The following is a 13,715-nucleotide window of genomic DNA, read 5'->3' on the forward strand; positions in this document are numbered from 1 at the left end:
GCCCGCAGGTGCACCGCTGCCCCGGATACCGAGCGCCATGGCCGACGCCGCCGCGACCACCTTGCCGCTCAGCCTGGTGGTGATGACCTACAACGAAGCCGCCAACATCGCGCGCTGCCTGGACAGCGTGCCGTTCGCCGCCGACAAGCTGGTGGTGGACTGCGGCAGCACCGACGACACCGCGGCGATCGCCCGCGCGCACGGTGCGCGCGTGGTCGAGCAGGCCTGGCTGGGCTTCGGCGCGCAGCGCAACTTCGCCTCCACCCAGGCCGCGCACGACTGGATCCTGGTGCTGGACGCGGACGAATTCCTGTCCGACGCGCTGCGCGCCGAATGCCTGGCGCGGCTGCCGCAGATCCTGGCCGAGGACCGGCTGGATGCGGTGTGGCTGCGCCGCAGCACCTGGTACATGGGCGCGCCGATGCGCTGGTACCGGCCGATGGTCGGCGAGCGCCTGGCGCGGCTGTACCACCGCGGCCGCGCGCGCTGGAGCGATGCGCGGGTGCACGAATCGCTGCGCTTCGACGGCGCCAGCGCCGAGTTCGCGCCGCCGTTCAATCACCTGCACAACCCGACCCTGGTGCACAAGCAGCTCAAGGTGCTGCGCTACGCCGAACTGAAGGCGCTCGGCTGGCGCGACAAGCGCAAGCCGGTGAGAATGTGGCAGAGCCCGTTCGTGTTCGCCGGCGCCTTCCTCAAGGACTACCTGCTGCGCCTGGCGGTGCTCGATGGCTGGCGCGGCTTCGTGGTGGCGCAGACCGCGGCCAGCTACGCGCTGTACAAGCGCATGCGCTACTACGAGATGCAGGTCAACCCGGCCTCGGTGGAACAGGCGCGGGCGCAGCTGCAACGGCACGATCTGGAGCACTGATGAGCAAGCACTATCTGCTGTACGGGTCCGAACGCTATGCGCTGGCGATCCTGCGCCCGCTGCAGGCGGCGATCCGCGCGCGCGGCGACGAGGCGGCTTGGTTCTTCGACGGCCCCGGCGCCTCGGATCTGACGGCCGACGAGCGCCACCTGGCCACGGTCGAAGACGTGCTGGCGTGGAATCCGTACGCGGTGATCACCTCGAGCAACGCGGTGCCGCATTTCTTTCCCGGGGTGAAGGTCGAGACCTTCCACGGCTTCGATGCCGGCAAGCCGCGGCACATCTACGTGCGCGGCTTCTTCGACCTGTACTGCACCACCGGCCCGCGCGACACCGCCGCGTTCGGCGCGCTGGCGCGTAAGCTCGGCCACTTCGCGGTCAAGGAAACCGGCTTCCCCAAGATCGACCCGTTCATGCGCGAAATCGGCGCCGAGCTGGCGCCGGTGCGGCAGCCGCCGGTGATCCTGTACCACTCCACGTTCTCGCCGTCGTGGAGCGCGGCCGGCATCCTCTACGACGAGGTCAAGCGGCTGTCGCGCAGCGGCGAATGGCGCTGGGTCGTGACCTTCCATCCGAAGATGGATCCGGAGATGGTGGCGCGCTACCGCGCGCTCGAGAACGAGTACCTGCGTTTCGCCGACAACGACAACATCCTGGAGCTGTTCCCGCAGGTGGACCTGATGTGCTCGGACACCTCGTCCGCGCTCAACGAGTTCCTGCTCACCTACAAGCCGGTGGTGACGTTCAAGAACCGGCGCCCGGGCCCGCAGCTGATCGACATCGACGACCCGGCGCAGTTCGAGCCGGCGATCCGCCGCGCGCTGGCGCGGCCGCCGGAGCTGATGGCGGCGATCCGCGACTTCGCCGACGGCCTGCATCCCTACCGCGATGGGCAGTCCAGCGAGCGCGTGCTGCGCGCGATCGACGATTTCGTCGCCGAGGGCGGCCGCAATCCGCGGCGCAAGCCATGGAATTTCTGGCGCAAGCTGAAGATCCGCCGGCGCATCGGCTACTGGGGTCGCGGCGCGGGTTGATCCGGCGCGTGGCCGGGTGCGGCGCGCGCCGCCGCTACCAGCGCAGCCGGCGCCGCGCCAGCGCGCGGCTCAGTTGCAGATAGACGGCCTGCGCCTCGGCTTCCGGCAGCAGCCGCACCCGCAACGGCGGCTCGCCGTGACGCGCGCCTGCGGTATCCAGCCACAGCGTCGCGGTGCCGCAAGCGCGGTCCAGCGGCGAACGGGTCAGCTGCAGCGCCTGCAGCTTGTCGATCTCGGCCAGTCGCCACCAGCGCGTCCACCAGCCGCCGCGCACCGCCACGTAGCGCGCGTCCACGGCGTAGCCCATGCGGTGCGCCTGGCGCCAGGCCTTGAACGCCGACCACGGCAGCCACAGCAGCGACAGCGCGGCCCAGGCGCCCAACGGCCGCCACAGGCCGGCGCACAGCAGCGGCACCAGGCATAGCGCCGGCAGGCATAACCGCCACCAGCAGCGCGTGACGATCCCCTGCCAGTGCGCTGGCGGCCAGGCGATCTGCGGCAGCAGTCGATGCAGCAGCGCATCGACCGCAGCCGGCGTCGCCAGCGGCGCCAATTCCTTCAGCGCGCGGCCCTGCTCGCCGTGCCCATCCATCACGGCCGTATCGATGTGCAGGCTGCGTCGCCGCAGCAGGCGTTGCAGCACGCTCTCGTGCAGCGTCCAGGCCTGGATCCGGCGCCGCGCCACGCTGCTGCGCAGCCGGGTCAGCAGGCCGCGTTCCACGGTCAGCCGGCGCTCGCTCTCGCTGAGCCGGAAACCGTGGTACTGCAGCAGCGCAAGCGCCATCGACAGGACGCGCATGATCATCAGCAGCGTGACCAGCATCAGCGTCACGGTGACGGCGCCGGCCACCCACCCCAGGTGCAGCGTGCTGGCGTAACCGAACAGCTGCTGCCCGTAGCGTTCGATCGCGTTGGCGACCATGCGCTCGGGGAACAGGTGGTAGGTGGCACCGAACGCGGTGACCACCACCACCATGCCGCGGTTGGAAATCAGGCCCTGGCGCAGCACTTCCGAGGTGGGCAGCGCCAACAGCACGTCGCTGGCCGGCGCTGCGTCCGCCGCCGCGGGCGCGGTCTCGGTGGCGTGCGCGCGATGGCGGATCTGCCGCTCCAGCGCCAACGCCTGGTCCAGCCGCAGCACCCGCATCTGCGCTTCCGGCTTGGTGCCGCCGGCCGATTCCAGCCGCACCTCGGCCACCCCGAACAATCGGTGCAACAGCGACTGGTGCACGACCACGTTGTGGATGCGCGCGAACGGGATCTCGCGCAGGCTGCGTTCCAGCCAGCCGCTGCGGATGCTCAGGCTGTCGCGGCCGATCCGGTACTGGTAGGTGAGGTAGCGCAGCAGCGACACCGCGATCAGCGCACTGCCCACCAGCAACATGATCACCTGGTCGACATGGTCGTTATGGCCGTCGCGGCTTCCGAACAACAGCAGCGCCAGCAGCGGCAGCACGAAATGCCGCAGGTGCTGCAGCAGCACGAACAGCCACGACCACGGATGCAGGCGCCGGACCGCGGTGTCCTCGGCGTCCAGGGCAGCGCTCACAGCGCGTCGTCGTCGTGGTCGAGCTGGTGCGCCAGGCGTTCGCGCAGGCGCTCGGCGTCGGCCTGGTCCAGCCCGGGCACGGCGACCGCGGTGTGCCGGGTGCCGGCGGTGTGCACCACCAGGGTGGCCAGGCGCGCGGCGCGCTCCAGCGGGCCGCGGCGCAGGTCCAGGTGCTGCACGCGCGACATCGGAACATGCACCTCGCTCTGCCACAGCCGCCCGCGGCGCAGGTCCAGGCCTTGCGCGTTCAGCCGCCAACGGATCCGGCGATGGCGCACGAAGCCGACGCAGGCGCCGAACAGCGCGCCGAGCGCGGCGGCGCCGGCACCGATGAACAACGCCTGGTGGCTATGCAGCGAGAAACCGAAGATGGCCGCGCCGATCAGCACGCCCAGACCCAGCATGCAGCCGCCGCTGAGCGCGGCCAACCAGGCGCCGCGCAGCGGCAGCGGCAGCCAGTCGTCCCCAGGCGCGAACGCGATGGCGGCCGGTGGGGCGGCGCCAAGCGGGACGGCGGAGGGGTCCAGGGACGGCGGTGCGGTCACGGCGGGCTCTCGAAGCGATGGGCGGGCGCTGCGCACGCGCGCCGCGCAGGTCCCCGATCGTAACGCGGGCGGCACCCAGCGCGCTCGCATGCGGGCGCGAGGCGTCTGTAGACCCTGTCCGCAGCACGCCCTGTCGTTCGGCGTGCGCCGGCGCGGCTCAGCGCGCAGCGTGGATCAGCGCGTCCACATCCAGCGCATGGCCGGCACGGGCGGCCTTGGTGCGCAGATAGCCCTCGTTCTCGGCGGTGATCGCGCCGGTGATCGGGATGCGTTCGACCACGTCGATGCCGGCCGCGCGCAGGCGCTCGGCCTTGGAGGGGTTGTTGGTCAGCAGGCGCACGCGGCCGATGCCGAGCCCGCGCAACATCGCCACCGCGCCGCCGTAGCGGCGCTCGTCGGCGCCGAACCCCAGCTGCGCATCGGCGTCGATGGTGTCCAGCCCGTCGTGCTGGTAGCCATAGGCGCGCATCTTGGTGGCGATGCCGGTGCCGCGGCCTTCCTGGTCCAGGTACAGCAGCACGCCGCCGCCGAGGTCCTTGAGCTTGGCCAGGCCATGCCGCAGCTGGTCGCCGCAGTCGCACTTCAGCGAGCCGAACAGGTCGCCGGTGAGGCAGGAAGAGTGCACCCGCACCGGCACCGGTGCCGACAGGTCGGGCTGGCCGATCACGATCGCCACCTGGTCGCGCTGCGCCACGCCGCCGCGGAACACCACGAATTCGCTGCTGCCCAGATCGCGCAGCGGCACCTGGGTGCGGGTCACCAGTTCGTAGCTGCCGGCGGTGGTGGTCGCGCAGCCGTGTTCCAGGTCGTCCAGCTGCAACGACTGGCAGCCCTGGAAGGCGCTGCTGTCCGCGCCCAGGTCCACCGCGATCATCGCCGGCAGCAGCAGGCCCAGGCGCGCGATTTCGACCGCGCCGGCATCCAGTGCATCGCCCGGTTGCCACTGCGCCGGCAGCGTGCCGTCGCGCAGATAGGCCAGCGCCGCCAGCGCGTCGTAGGACTGCCCGGCCAGGGCGATGCGCGCGCCCTGCGGCGCGACCAGGCCCAGCACCTGCGCGCGGGTCGGGGTGAGGAACAGGTAATGCCGCTGCGCCGCCGCCTGGGCGAAGCTCAGGTAGGACTGCGCGGTGCTGCTGTCCAGCGCCAGCACCGCGCGCACCTGACCGTGGGGGCCTTCGATGACCACCGGGCGGCCGGCACGCAACTCCGAGGCCGCGCGCTCGCTGCGGATCGCGGCGGGATCGCCGAAGGCGTGCACGGAGGTGGGGGCGGGGCTGGTCATGCACGACTCCAAATGGGGATCTCCGGCGCCGCTTCAAGGCGTGTCGGCGCCGCCGCGCCCGGCTTGCGCCGCTCGTGGCGGGCGCAGCGGCGGTCCGGTGCGCCATTGTCGCGTGGTTTGGCCGCGTCGCCAGCATCTGCAGGATGGAACGCACTGTGCGCCGCGCCGGCAGGCAGCGCATGCAACCGCTGGCCGGTATGCGGCCACTCACCGGATCGTGGGCGCGATCGCATGGCGGGCGCGGGCGGGCATGTTCAAGCGCGGTCGATTGATTTCTACTACGCCGGACCCGTTTTCCAGGACCGCCTGCACATGCACCTCGTCGACTGCACCGAACAGCGCCATGCCGGCGCGATCCTGGAGATCTTCAACGAGGCCATCGTCCATTCCACCGCCCTGTACGACTACCGGCCGCGCCCGCCGGAGAGCATGGCCGGCTGGTTCGCGGTCAAGCGTGCCGGGAACTTCCCGGTGATCGGGATCGAGGACGCGGCCGGCACCCTGCTCGGCTTCGCCAGCTACGGCACGTTCCGCGCCTGGCCGGCGTTCAAGTACAGCGTCGAGCATTCGGTCTACGTGCACCGCGACCATCGCGGCAAGCGCCTGGGGCGGCGCCTGCTGCTGGCGCTGATCGAGGCGGCGCAGGCGCGCGGGGTGCACGTGCTGGTCGGCGGCATCGACGCCAGCAACAGCGGCAGCATCGCGCTGCACGAGCAACTGGGCTTCGTGCATGCTGGCACCGTGCGCGAGGCCGGTTTCAAGTTCGGGCGTTGGCTGGATCTGGCCTTCTACCAGCGCATCCTCGCCACGCCGGCGGACCCGCACGACGACTAGCCGCCGCACGGGGATGGGCGACGCCGCTAGTGCGGGTGCCTGGCCGTGGCGTAGGGATTGGCCTCGGCCGGATCCGGGCGCAGCGTGTAGCGCTTGTAGGTCCACTGGTACTGCGCCGGGTCGCGGCGCGCCACCCGCTCCACGCCTTCGTTCAGCGCGGTCGCGGCGCGCAGCGGGTCCGGGTCGGCGATCGCCTCCGGCGCCGGCTGCACGTGCAGCGCGAATTCCAGGTCGTTGCCGGCCCGTTCGCACCAGGCGAACAGCACGATCGCGCCGGTGCGCTCGGCCAACCGGTTGACCAGGGTCATGGTCAGCGCCGGCACGCCGAAGAACGGCGCGAACACGCCGTCGCCGGCCTTGGGTTGCTGGTCCGGAAGAATGCCGACTGCCCCGCCGTCCTTGAGCACCTTGAACAGCTGCCGCACCGCCGGGCCTTCGGCGCGCACCTGGCGCACGTTGTCGCCGCTGCGCACCAGTTGCAGGAAGGCATCGCCGACGTCGGAGGCGGGCGCGCGGTAGACGATGGCGATGTCGCCGCGCGAGGCCAGCCACTGGTTCAGCAGTTCCCAGTTGCCGAAGTGCGGCGCGGCCACGATCACCCCGCGGCCCGACGCCAGCGCGGCGTCGTACAGCTCCTGGCCGTAGCGCTGGCGCAGCCGTGCGAGGTTGTGCGCCGGCGGCCGGGTCCACAGCACCAGGGTCTCGAACGCCTGCCGCGCGGTGGAGCGCAGCACGTCGCGGTGCAGCGCGACGCGTTCGCTCGGCAGCAGCTCCGGATAGGCCAGCTCCAGGTTGCGGCGGGTGACCCGGCTCTCGCGCGCGTCCAGGCGCAGCCACAGCCAGGCCAGGCTGTCGGCCAGGCGCCGCAGCCACGGCCAGGGCAGGCGCGCCACGGCGGCGGCGCAGCGATACAGAACGGTTGCGAGCGTTGCGGGTTTCATCGCGCCAGTTTATCCGCTGCGCCGGCCGTGCCAGGCCGGGCGCGGCCCGGGGGAGGGCGGATCGGCGTCACGGATTGGCCGATCGCCGGGCCGACCCGGCTTCCCGCATCGGCGCGTGGTCGGCGATGATGCGGGCGGGATGACAGTGCTGCGCCGAACCCGGATGCTTCCGAGTCCCGAGTCCCGAGTCCCGAGTCCCGCCCATGCTTTCCCTGATCCAGCGCGTCAGCCAGGCCGAGGTCCGCGTCGACGACGCGGTGGTCGGCCGCATCGGCCCCGGCCTGCTGGCGCTGGTGGCGGTGGAGCCGGGCGATACCGAGGCCAAGTTCCAGCGCATGGCCGAGCGCCTGCTCGGCTACCGCGTGTTCGCCGACGCCAGCGGGCGCATGAACCGCTCGCTGCGCGACACCGCAGGCGGCCTGCTGCTGGTCAGCCAGTTCACCCTCGCGGCCGATACCGATTCGGGCATGCGCCCCAGCTTCACCACCGCGGCGCCGCCGCCCGAGGCTGAACGCGGCTTCAACCGATTGCTGGAAATCTGCCGGGAGCGGCACGCGCCGGGGGTGGAAAGCGGGCGCTTCGGTGCCCATATGATCGTCAGCCTGGTCAACGACGGCCCGGTCACTTTCCTGCTTCGGCCCTAGGCCGGGGCGCTCCTGGCGGAGCGATTCAGCTCCTTGTCCGGCAAGCGGCGGTCCGGGCTGTTATAATGCTAGGTTCACTCATTCATCTACCTGCCGGTGGCGCGAGCACTCATGGCCAACGAACGTCCTGCCCAGCAATCCGACATCAAGCTACTGATCAGCAAGGGCCTGGAACAGGGCTATCTGACCTACGCCGAAGTCAATGACCATCTGCCCGACGACCTGGTCGATCCGGAGCAGATCGAAGACATCATCAGCATGATCAACGGCATGGGCATCGATGTCCATGAAGTCGCCCCCGACGCCGAGACCCTGCTGCTCAACGACGGCAACACCGGCAACCGCGAAGTCGACGACACCGCGGCCGAAGAAGCCGCCGCGGCGCTGACCGCGCTCGACACCGAAGGTGGCCGTACCACCGACCCGGTGCGCATGTACATGCGCGAGATGGGCACGGTCGAGCTGCTGACCCGCGAAGGCGAAATCGCCATCGCCAAGCGCATCGAGGAAGGCCTCAGCCAGGTCCAGGCCGCGCTGGGCGCGTTCCCGCTGGCCGTGGAAACCCTGCTCGAAGACTACGAACAGCACAAGGAAGGCAAGAAGCGCCTGGCCGAGATCGTGGTCGGCTTCAACGACCTGATCGAGGAAGAGCCGGCGCCGGTCGTGGTCGCCAGCGACGACGATAGCGCCGCCGATGCCGACAGCGACGACGACGACGAGGAAGTCGAAGCCGCCGAGGAAGAAGCCGGCCCGACCGGTCCGGATCCGGCCGAGGTCGCGCGGCGCATGGAAGTGCTGGCCACCGAATACGCCAAGTTCAAGAAGGCGCACGCCAAGAACGGCGCCGAGCACAAGCTGGTCACCAAGCTGCGCACCGACATCGCCGAGGTGTTCGTCACCCTGAAGCTGCCGCTGCCGCTGACCGACGTGCTGGTGCGCAAGCTGCGCGACACCATGGCCCAGGTCAAGGACCACGAGCGTCGCGTGCTGCACCTGGCCACGCACGTGGCGCGCATGCCGCGCAAGGACTTCATCCGTTCCTGGGAAGGCAACCAGACCAACGTGGCCTGGGTCGACGACGCACTGAAGCGCAAGCAGAAGTGGTCCTCGGCGCTGCGCGACGTCAAGGACCAGATCGTCGCCGAGCAGGAAGCCACCGTGGCGGTGGAGCAGGCGACCTACCTGAGCCTGACCGAGCTGAAGGAAATCAGCCGCGCGATGGCCTATGGCGAAGCCAAGGCGCGCAAGGCCAAGAAGGAAATGGTCGAGGCCAACCTGCGCCTGGTGATCTCGATCGCCAAGAAGTACACCAACCGCGGCCTGCAGTTCCTCGACCTGATCCAGGAAGGCAACATCGGCCTGATGAAGGCGGTGGACAAGTTCGAATACCGCCGCGGCTACAAGTTCTCCACGTATGCGACCTGGTGGATCCGCCAGGCCATCACCCGTTCGATCGCCGATCAGGCGCGCACCATCCGTATTCCGGTGCACATGATCGAGACGATCAACAAGTTGAACCGCATTTCCCGGCAGATGCTCCAGCAGTACGGTCGCGAGGCCACGCCGGAGGAGCTGGCCAAGGAAATGGACATGCCGGAGGACAAGATCCGCAAGGTGATGAAGATCGCCAAGGAGCCGATCTCGATGGAAACCCCGATCGGCGACGACGAGGATTCGCATCTGGGCGACTTCATCGAGGACACCAACGTGGAGTCCCCGATCGAGAACACCACCAACATCAACCTGTCCGAGACCGTGCGCGACGTGCTGGCCGGCCTCACCCCGAGGGAAGCCAAGGTGCTGCGCATGCGCTTCGGCATCGACATGAACACTGACCACACCCTCGAGGAAGTCGGCAAGCAGTTCGACGTCACCCGCGAGCGCATCCGCCAGATAGAGGCCAAGGCGCTGCGCAAGCTGCGTCATCCGAGCCGCTCCGAACAGCTGCGCAGCTTCCTCGATATCGACTGATCGAGCGCGGTTCGCGGCAAAGAAAAAGCCCCGCCATGTGCGGGGCTTTTTTGTGTATGCAGCGTCCCTGTAGGAGCGGCTTCAGCCGCGACAGGATGTTACCGGTGAGACCCGGTCGCGGCTGAAGCCGCTCCTACAGGAAGCGGATGCCCCGTGCGCATGAAACAGAGGCGCCGGATCGCCGGTGTCTCTGTTTCATGCCGCCTCCGCGTTACACGAACGCGCGGCTGCTGCGCATCACCGCCAGCACGTCGTGGCAGGCGCCCATGGTGTGGTAATCGGTCTTGCCGGCCGGGCTCTTCTCGTCGCTGTAGCTGCGGTTGTCGCGGCTGAGGATGCGGAACCAGGCGCCGTAGCGATGGTCGACCAGATGCTCCCACGAATACGCCCACAGCCTGTCGTAGGCGGCGCGATACGTGGCATCGCCGCTGGCGGCCAGCAGCCGCGCGGCGGCGGCGATCGATTCGGCCTGCACCCAGAAATACTTGTCGTCGTCGCAGAAATAGGTCGGATGCTGCGCCACGTCGGGCACGCCGACCACCGGCTCAGCCTCGCTGCCGGAGGCGAACCCGTAGACGATGCCGCCGTGCTGCGCGTCCCAGCCGTGCGCCAGCGCGGTGTCGAACAGGTGGCGGGCGGTCGGCAGCAGCCAGTCCGGCGCGCTGCCCCCGGCGGCCTGCAAGTGCCCGTGCAGCAGCACCAGCAGCTTCGACCATTCGACCTGGTGGCCGGGCTGGAAACCCCATGGCCGGAACAGGTGCTTGGGATTGTCGCGGTTGTAGTCCCAGTCCACCTGCCAGTTCGCGTCGTAGTGTTCCCATACCAGGCCGCCGGCCAGCGCCGCCTGGCGGCGGGTGATGTGGTCGGCGAGCAGCAGCGCGCGCTGCAGGTAACGCGGCTGCGCGCTGGCCTCGTAGGCGGCGATCAACGCCTCGCACAGGTGCATGTTGGCGTTCTGCCCGCGGTAGCTGGAGAACTGCCAGTCCGGCGTGGCTTCGTCGCGGTACAGGCCGGCGGCGGCGTCCCAGTAGCGGGTTTCCAGCAACTGCCAGGTTTCGTCCATCCACGCGTCGGTGTCCAGGCCGGCCTTCTTCGCGGTGGAATAGGCCAGCAGCACGAAGGCGGCGCCGTAGGCGTGCTGGGTGCGGTCCTCGGCGACGCCGTCGCGCAGGGTCCACACGTAGCCGCCGCTGGCGGTGTCGCGGTGCACCTCGCGCAGGTAGCGCAGGCCGTGGCGCGCGGCGTCCAGGTACTCGGCGGCCAGCGGCGAATCGGCGAACTCGATGGCCGCCATCGCGTAGTTGAAGACGAAGCGGGTGCTGCTGACCAGGTGGCGGTGGCCGGCGTCGTACACGCTGCCGTCGTCGCGGAAATAGTGGAAGAAGCCGCCGGCCGGATCGATCGCGCGCGGATGGTAGAAGGCCATGGTGTCGGCGATATGCGCGCGCAACACGGCGGCATCGGCGAAGTCGGGCAGGGGCGTGGCAGGCAGGTTCATGCGGTCGCTGGGAGCCATGTGAGTGGGGAAGGAGGGAGCAGCAGCCAGATGCGGGCACGGCGGCGGCGCGCCGCCGTACCCGCCTCGCGCATCAATGCATCGCGCGCGCCACCGGCTTGGCGCCGGGCGCCTCGGCCGGCAGGTTGGCCGACAGCCGCGAGCCGCGCAGGCCGTACCAGAGGATGTAGGCGTAGCACAGCAGCGGGATCACGAAGGCGTGCTGGATGCCGACCGAATCGGCCAGCGCGCCCTGCACCAGCGGCACGATGGCGCCGCCGACGATGCCCATGATCAGCAGGCTCGAGGCCTTGCTGGTCAGCGGGCCGAGGCGCTCGATGGCCACGGTGAAGATGGTCGGGAACATGATCGAGTTGAACAAGCCGATCGCGATCACGCTCCACATCGCCACGTGGCCGGTACTGATCATGGTCACGATCAGCAGCAGCGAGGCGACGCCGGCGAAGGCGGCCAGCAGCTTGCGCGCCGGGATCACCTGCAGCAGCGCGGCACCGGCGAAGCGGCCGACCATCGCGCCGCCCCAGTAGAACGCCAGGTAGCGGCTGGCGGTGGCTTCGGTCAGGCCGCCGGTGGTCGGGCCGGAGATGTAGTTGATCAGGAAGCTGCCGATCGACACTTCCGCGCCGACATACATGAAGATCGCCACCACGCCCCACAGCAGGTGCGATTGGCGCAGCGCGTCGCCGAAGCTGTGATGCGACTCGGTGTTGCCGGCGTCGTCCTCGCGCAGCGAGGGAATCCGCATCACCAGCACGAACACCGCCAGCAGCAACAGGCCGCCGGCCAGAAGCAGATACGGCACCTGCACCGATTGCGCCTGCGCGCTGCGGTAGGCGGCTTGTTCGAGCGTGCTCATCGCCGCGATCTTGTCGGCCGACAGCACCGCGGTGGCCAGGATCAGCGGGCCGATCAGCAGCGGAAACACGGTGGTGCCCAGCGAGTTCAGCGCCTGCGCGAAGTTCAACCGGCTCGGCGCCTTCTCCGGCGCGCCGATCAGGCTGATGTACGGGTTGGCCGCCACCTGCAGCAAGGTGATGCCGCTGGCCAGCACGAACAGCGCGGTCAGGAACAGCGGGTAGGAGGGCAAGCGCGCCGCCGGGTAGAACATCGCCGCGCCGATCGCCGCGACCACCAGACCGATCACGATGCTGGCCTTGTAGCCGACGCGCGATACCACCGCGCCGGCCGGCAGCGACATCAGGAAGTACGCGCCGAAGAAGGTGAACTGGATCAGCATCGACTGCGCGTAGTTCATCTGGAACACGGCTTTCAGATGCGGGATCAGCACATCGTTGAGGCTGGTCAGGCCGCCCCAGGTGAAGAAGATCATGCTGACCACCGCGATGGCGGCAGTGTTGGACAGCGGACGACGGCTCATGCAGCGACTCCGGGGACGGGCGATAGGGCGACCTGGCTGCTGGCGCGCAGGCACAGCCGGGAAGGGGCGATGGTAAGCGCAGGCAGCGGCCGTTGCTGGCGCAGCGCGTCCAGCACCAACTGCGCGGCCTGCATGCCGCGTTCGCGCGGGGCGACCGCGACGGTGGACAGCGGCGGGGTGGCGACCGCGGCCTCGGCGATATCGTCGAAGCCGATCAGCGCGTAGTCGCGGCCGGCGTGGCGGCCGCGTTCGGCCAGGCCGCTGGCCAGGCCCAGCGCGACCACGTCGTTGTAGCAGACCAGCGCGGTCGGCAGCGGGTCGCGCGCGCACAGCGCGCCGGCCTGGCGCGCGGCTTCCAGCCGGGTCGGCGCGCATTCGATCAGCCACGCCGGGTCGGCGGCGATGCCGGCGGCGGCCAGCGCGTCGCGGTAGCCGGCGCGGCGTTCGGCGCAGGAGCTGGACTGGCGGTGGCCGCCGAAGAAGGCGATCGCGCGATGGCCCAGCGCCAGCAGGTGCTCGGTGGCCAGGCGTGCGCCGCGGCGGTTGTCCAGTGCCAGCAGCGGCCAGTCGCCGTCCAGCGCGCGGTTGAACAGCAGCACCGGCAGCCGCGTGCCGAGCAACTGGCGCAGCCGCGCCGCGTCGGTGTTCTCGGTCGGCGACAGGATCAGCGCCGCCGGCTGGTGTTCGATCAGCGAAGCCAGCACGCTGTGCTGGCGCTCCGGCGATTCGCCGGTGCTGCCGATCAGCATCACGTAGCCGGCCTCGGCCAAGACGGCGTCCACGCCGCCGGCGAACTCGGCGAAGAACGGATTGGACAGATCGTTGACCACCAGCGCCACCGCATTGGAGGCGCGCCCGCGCAGGCTGGCCGCGCCGCGGTGGTAGACATAGCCCTGACGGGCGATTTCCGCCGCCACCCGGGCGCGCGTATCCGCGTGCACCAGCGGGCTGTTGCGCAGCACCAGCGACACGGTCGCCCGCGACACGCCGCAGGCAGCGGCGATGTCGGACACGGTGACGCGTTTGTCGGCGGGGGACGACGGCACGGCGATTAGACCGGTTCAAAAGGCCGCCCATCCTGCGCCGTCGTGACGTGCCGCGCATTTTGCAGTGCAGCAAAATGCGCGGCGGCTTTGTGGTATCCGTTTAT

General features: G+C 69.9%; 12 protein-coding genes. 5 read left to right on the forward strand and 7 right to left on the reverse strand.

The window, feature by feature from the left end; genetic code table 11:
* Positions 1 to 37 precede the first annotated feature (37 nt).
* Both AB3X08_RS03010 and AB3X08_RS03015 read left to right on the forward strand, forming a co-directional pair.
* The gene (locus tag AB3X08_RS03010) at positions 38 to 871 is read left to right on the forward strand and encodes a glycosyltransferase family 2 protein (protein WP_369936136.1); all 834 of its coding nucleotides are present in this window, start codon (positions 38 to 40) and stop codon (positions 869 to 871) included.
* Complete coding sequence (locus AB3X08_RS03015; protein WP_369936138.1) at positions 871 to 1,905, forward strand: CDP-glycerol glycerophosphotransferase family protein; 1,035 nt, start codon at positions 871 to 873, stop codon at positions 1,903 to 1,905. Before AB3X08_RS03010 ends, AB3X08_RS03015 begins: the two co-directional genes overlap by 1 nt.
* A gap of 34 nt (positions 1,906 to 1,939) precedes the next feature.
* On the opposite strand, the gene AB3X08_RS03020 is transcribed toward AB3X08_RS03015, so the two are convergent.
* The 3 genes from AB3X08_RS03020 to ribA form a co-directional block, all read right to left on the reverse strand.
* Positions 1,940 to 3,454: a PH domain-containing protein gene (locus tag AB3X08_RS03020; protein WP_369936140.1), complete on the reverse strand. Its 1,515-nt coding sequence runs from the start codon at positions 3,452 to 3,454 to the stop codon at positions 1,940 to 1,942.
* The gene (locus tag AB3X08_RS03025) at positions 3,451 to 3,999 is read right to left on the reverse strand and encodes a PH domain-containing protein (protein WP_369936141.1); all 549 of its coding nucleotides are present in this window, start codon (positions 3,997 to 3,999) and stop codon (positions 3,451 to 3,453) included. Before AB3X08_RS03025 ends, AB3X08_RS03020 begins: the two co-directional genes overlap by 4 nt.
* Positions 4,000 to 4,156: 157 nt before the next feature.
* Positions 4,157 to 5,281: a GTP cyclohydrolase II RibA gene (gene ribA / locus AB3X08_RS03030; RefSeq protein WP_369936143.1), complete on the reverse strand. Its 1,125-nt coding sequence runs from the start codon at positions 5,279 to 5,281 to the stop codon at positions 4,157 to 4,159.
* 312 nt (positions 5,282 to 5,593) lie between these two features.
* On the opposite strand from ribA, the gene AB3X08_RS03035 reads away from it, so the two are divergent.
* Positions 5,594 to 6,115 carry a GNAT family N-acetyltransferase gene (locus AB3X08_RS03035; protein ID WP_369936145.1) on the forward strand — a complete coding sequence of 174 codons (522 nt, stop codon included), beginning with the start codon at positions 5,594 to 5,596 and terminating at the stop codon, positions 6,113 to 6,115.
* 26 nt (positions 6,116 to 6,141) lie between these two features.
* Here the strand turns inward: AB3X08_RS03035 and AB3X08_RS03040 are convergent, their stop codons facing one another.
* Positions 6,142 to 7,056 (reverse strand): lauroyl acyltransferase, encoded by a 915-nt coding sequence (locus AB3X08_RS03040; RefSeq protein ID WP_369936147.1) that lies wholly within the window; start codon positions 7,054 to 7,056, stop codon positions 6,142 to 6,144.
* A 203-nt stretch (positions 7,057 to 7,259) separates the two neighbouring features.
* Between AB3X08_RS03040 and dtd the strand changes: the two genes are divergently transcribed.
* Together dtd and rpoD are read left to right on the forward strand one after the other, a co-directional pair.
* Positions 7,260 to 7,700, forward strand: a complete 441-nt coding sequence (gene dtd / locus AB3X08_RS03045) for a D-aminoacyl-tRNA deacylase (RefSeq protein ID WP_369936148.1) — start codon at positions 7,260 to 7,262, stop codon at positions 7,698 to 7,700.
* A gap of 111 nt (positions 7,701 to 7,811) precedes the next feature.
* On the forward strand, positions 7,812 to 9,671 hold the full coding sequence (gene rpoD, locus AB3X08_RS03050) for an RNA polymerase sigma factor RpoD (protein WP_184412280.1): 1,860 nt from the start codon (positions 7,812 to 7,814) through the stop codon (positions 9,669 to 9,671).
* A gap of 211 nt (positions 9,672 to 9,882) precedes the next feature.
* On the opposite strand, the gene AB3X08_RS03055 is transcribed toward rpoD, so the two are convergent.
* From AB3X08_RS03055 to AB3X08_RS03065, 3 genes are all read right to left on the reverse strand, one after another.
* Complete coding sequence (locus AB3X08_RS03055) at positions 9,883 to 11,169, reverse strand: AGE family epimerase/isomerase (RefSeq protein WP_369936150.1); 1,287 nt, start codon at positions 11,167 to 11,169, stop codon at positions 9,883 to 9,885.
* 91 nt (positions 11,170 to 11,260) lie between these two features.
* Positions 11,261 to 12,565 (reverse strand): sugar MFS transporter, encoded by a 1,305-nt coding sequence (locus AB3X08_RS03060; RefSeq protein ID WP_369936152.1) that lies wholly within the window; start codon positions 12,563 to 12,565, stop codon positions 11,261 to 11,263.
* Positions 12,562 to 13,611: a LacI family DNA-binding transcriptional regulator gene (locus AB3X08_RS03065; protein WP_369936154.1), complete on the reverse strand. Its 1,050-nt coding sequence runs from the start codon at positions 13,609 to 13,611 to the stop codon at positions 12,562 to 12,564. Before AB3X08_RS03065 ends, AB3X08_RS03060 begins: the two co-directional genes overlap by 4 nt.
* Positions 13,612 to 13,715 lie beyond the last annotated feature (104 nt).

This window comes from Xanthomonas sp. DAR 34887 (assembly GCF_041245805.1).
Taxonomy (GTDB): domain Bacteria; phylum Pseudomonadota; class Gammaproteobacteria; order Xanthomonadales; family Xanthomonadaceae; genus Xanthomonas_A; species Xanthomonas_A tesorieronis.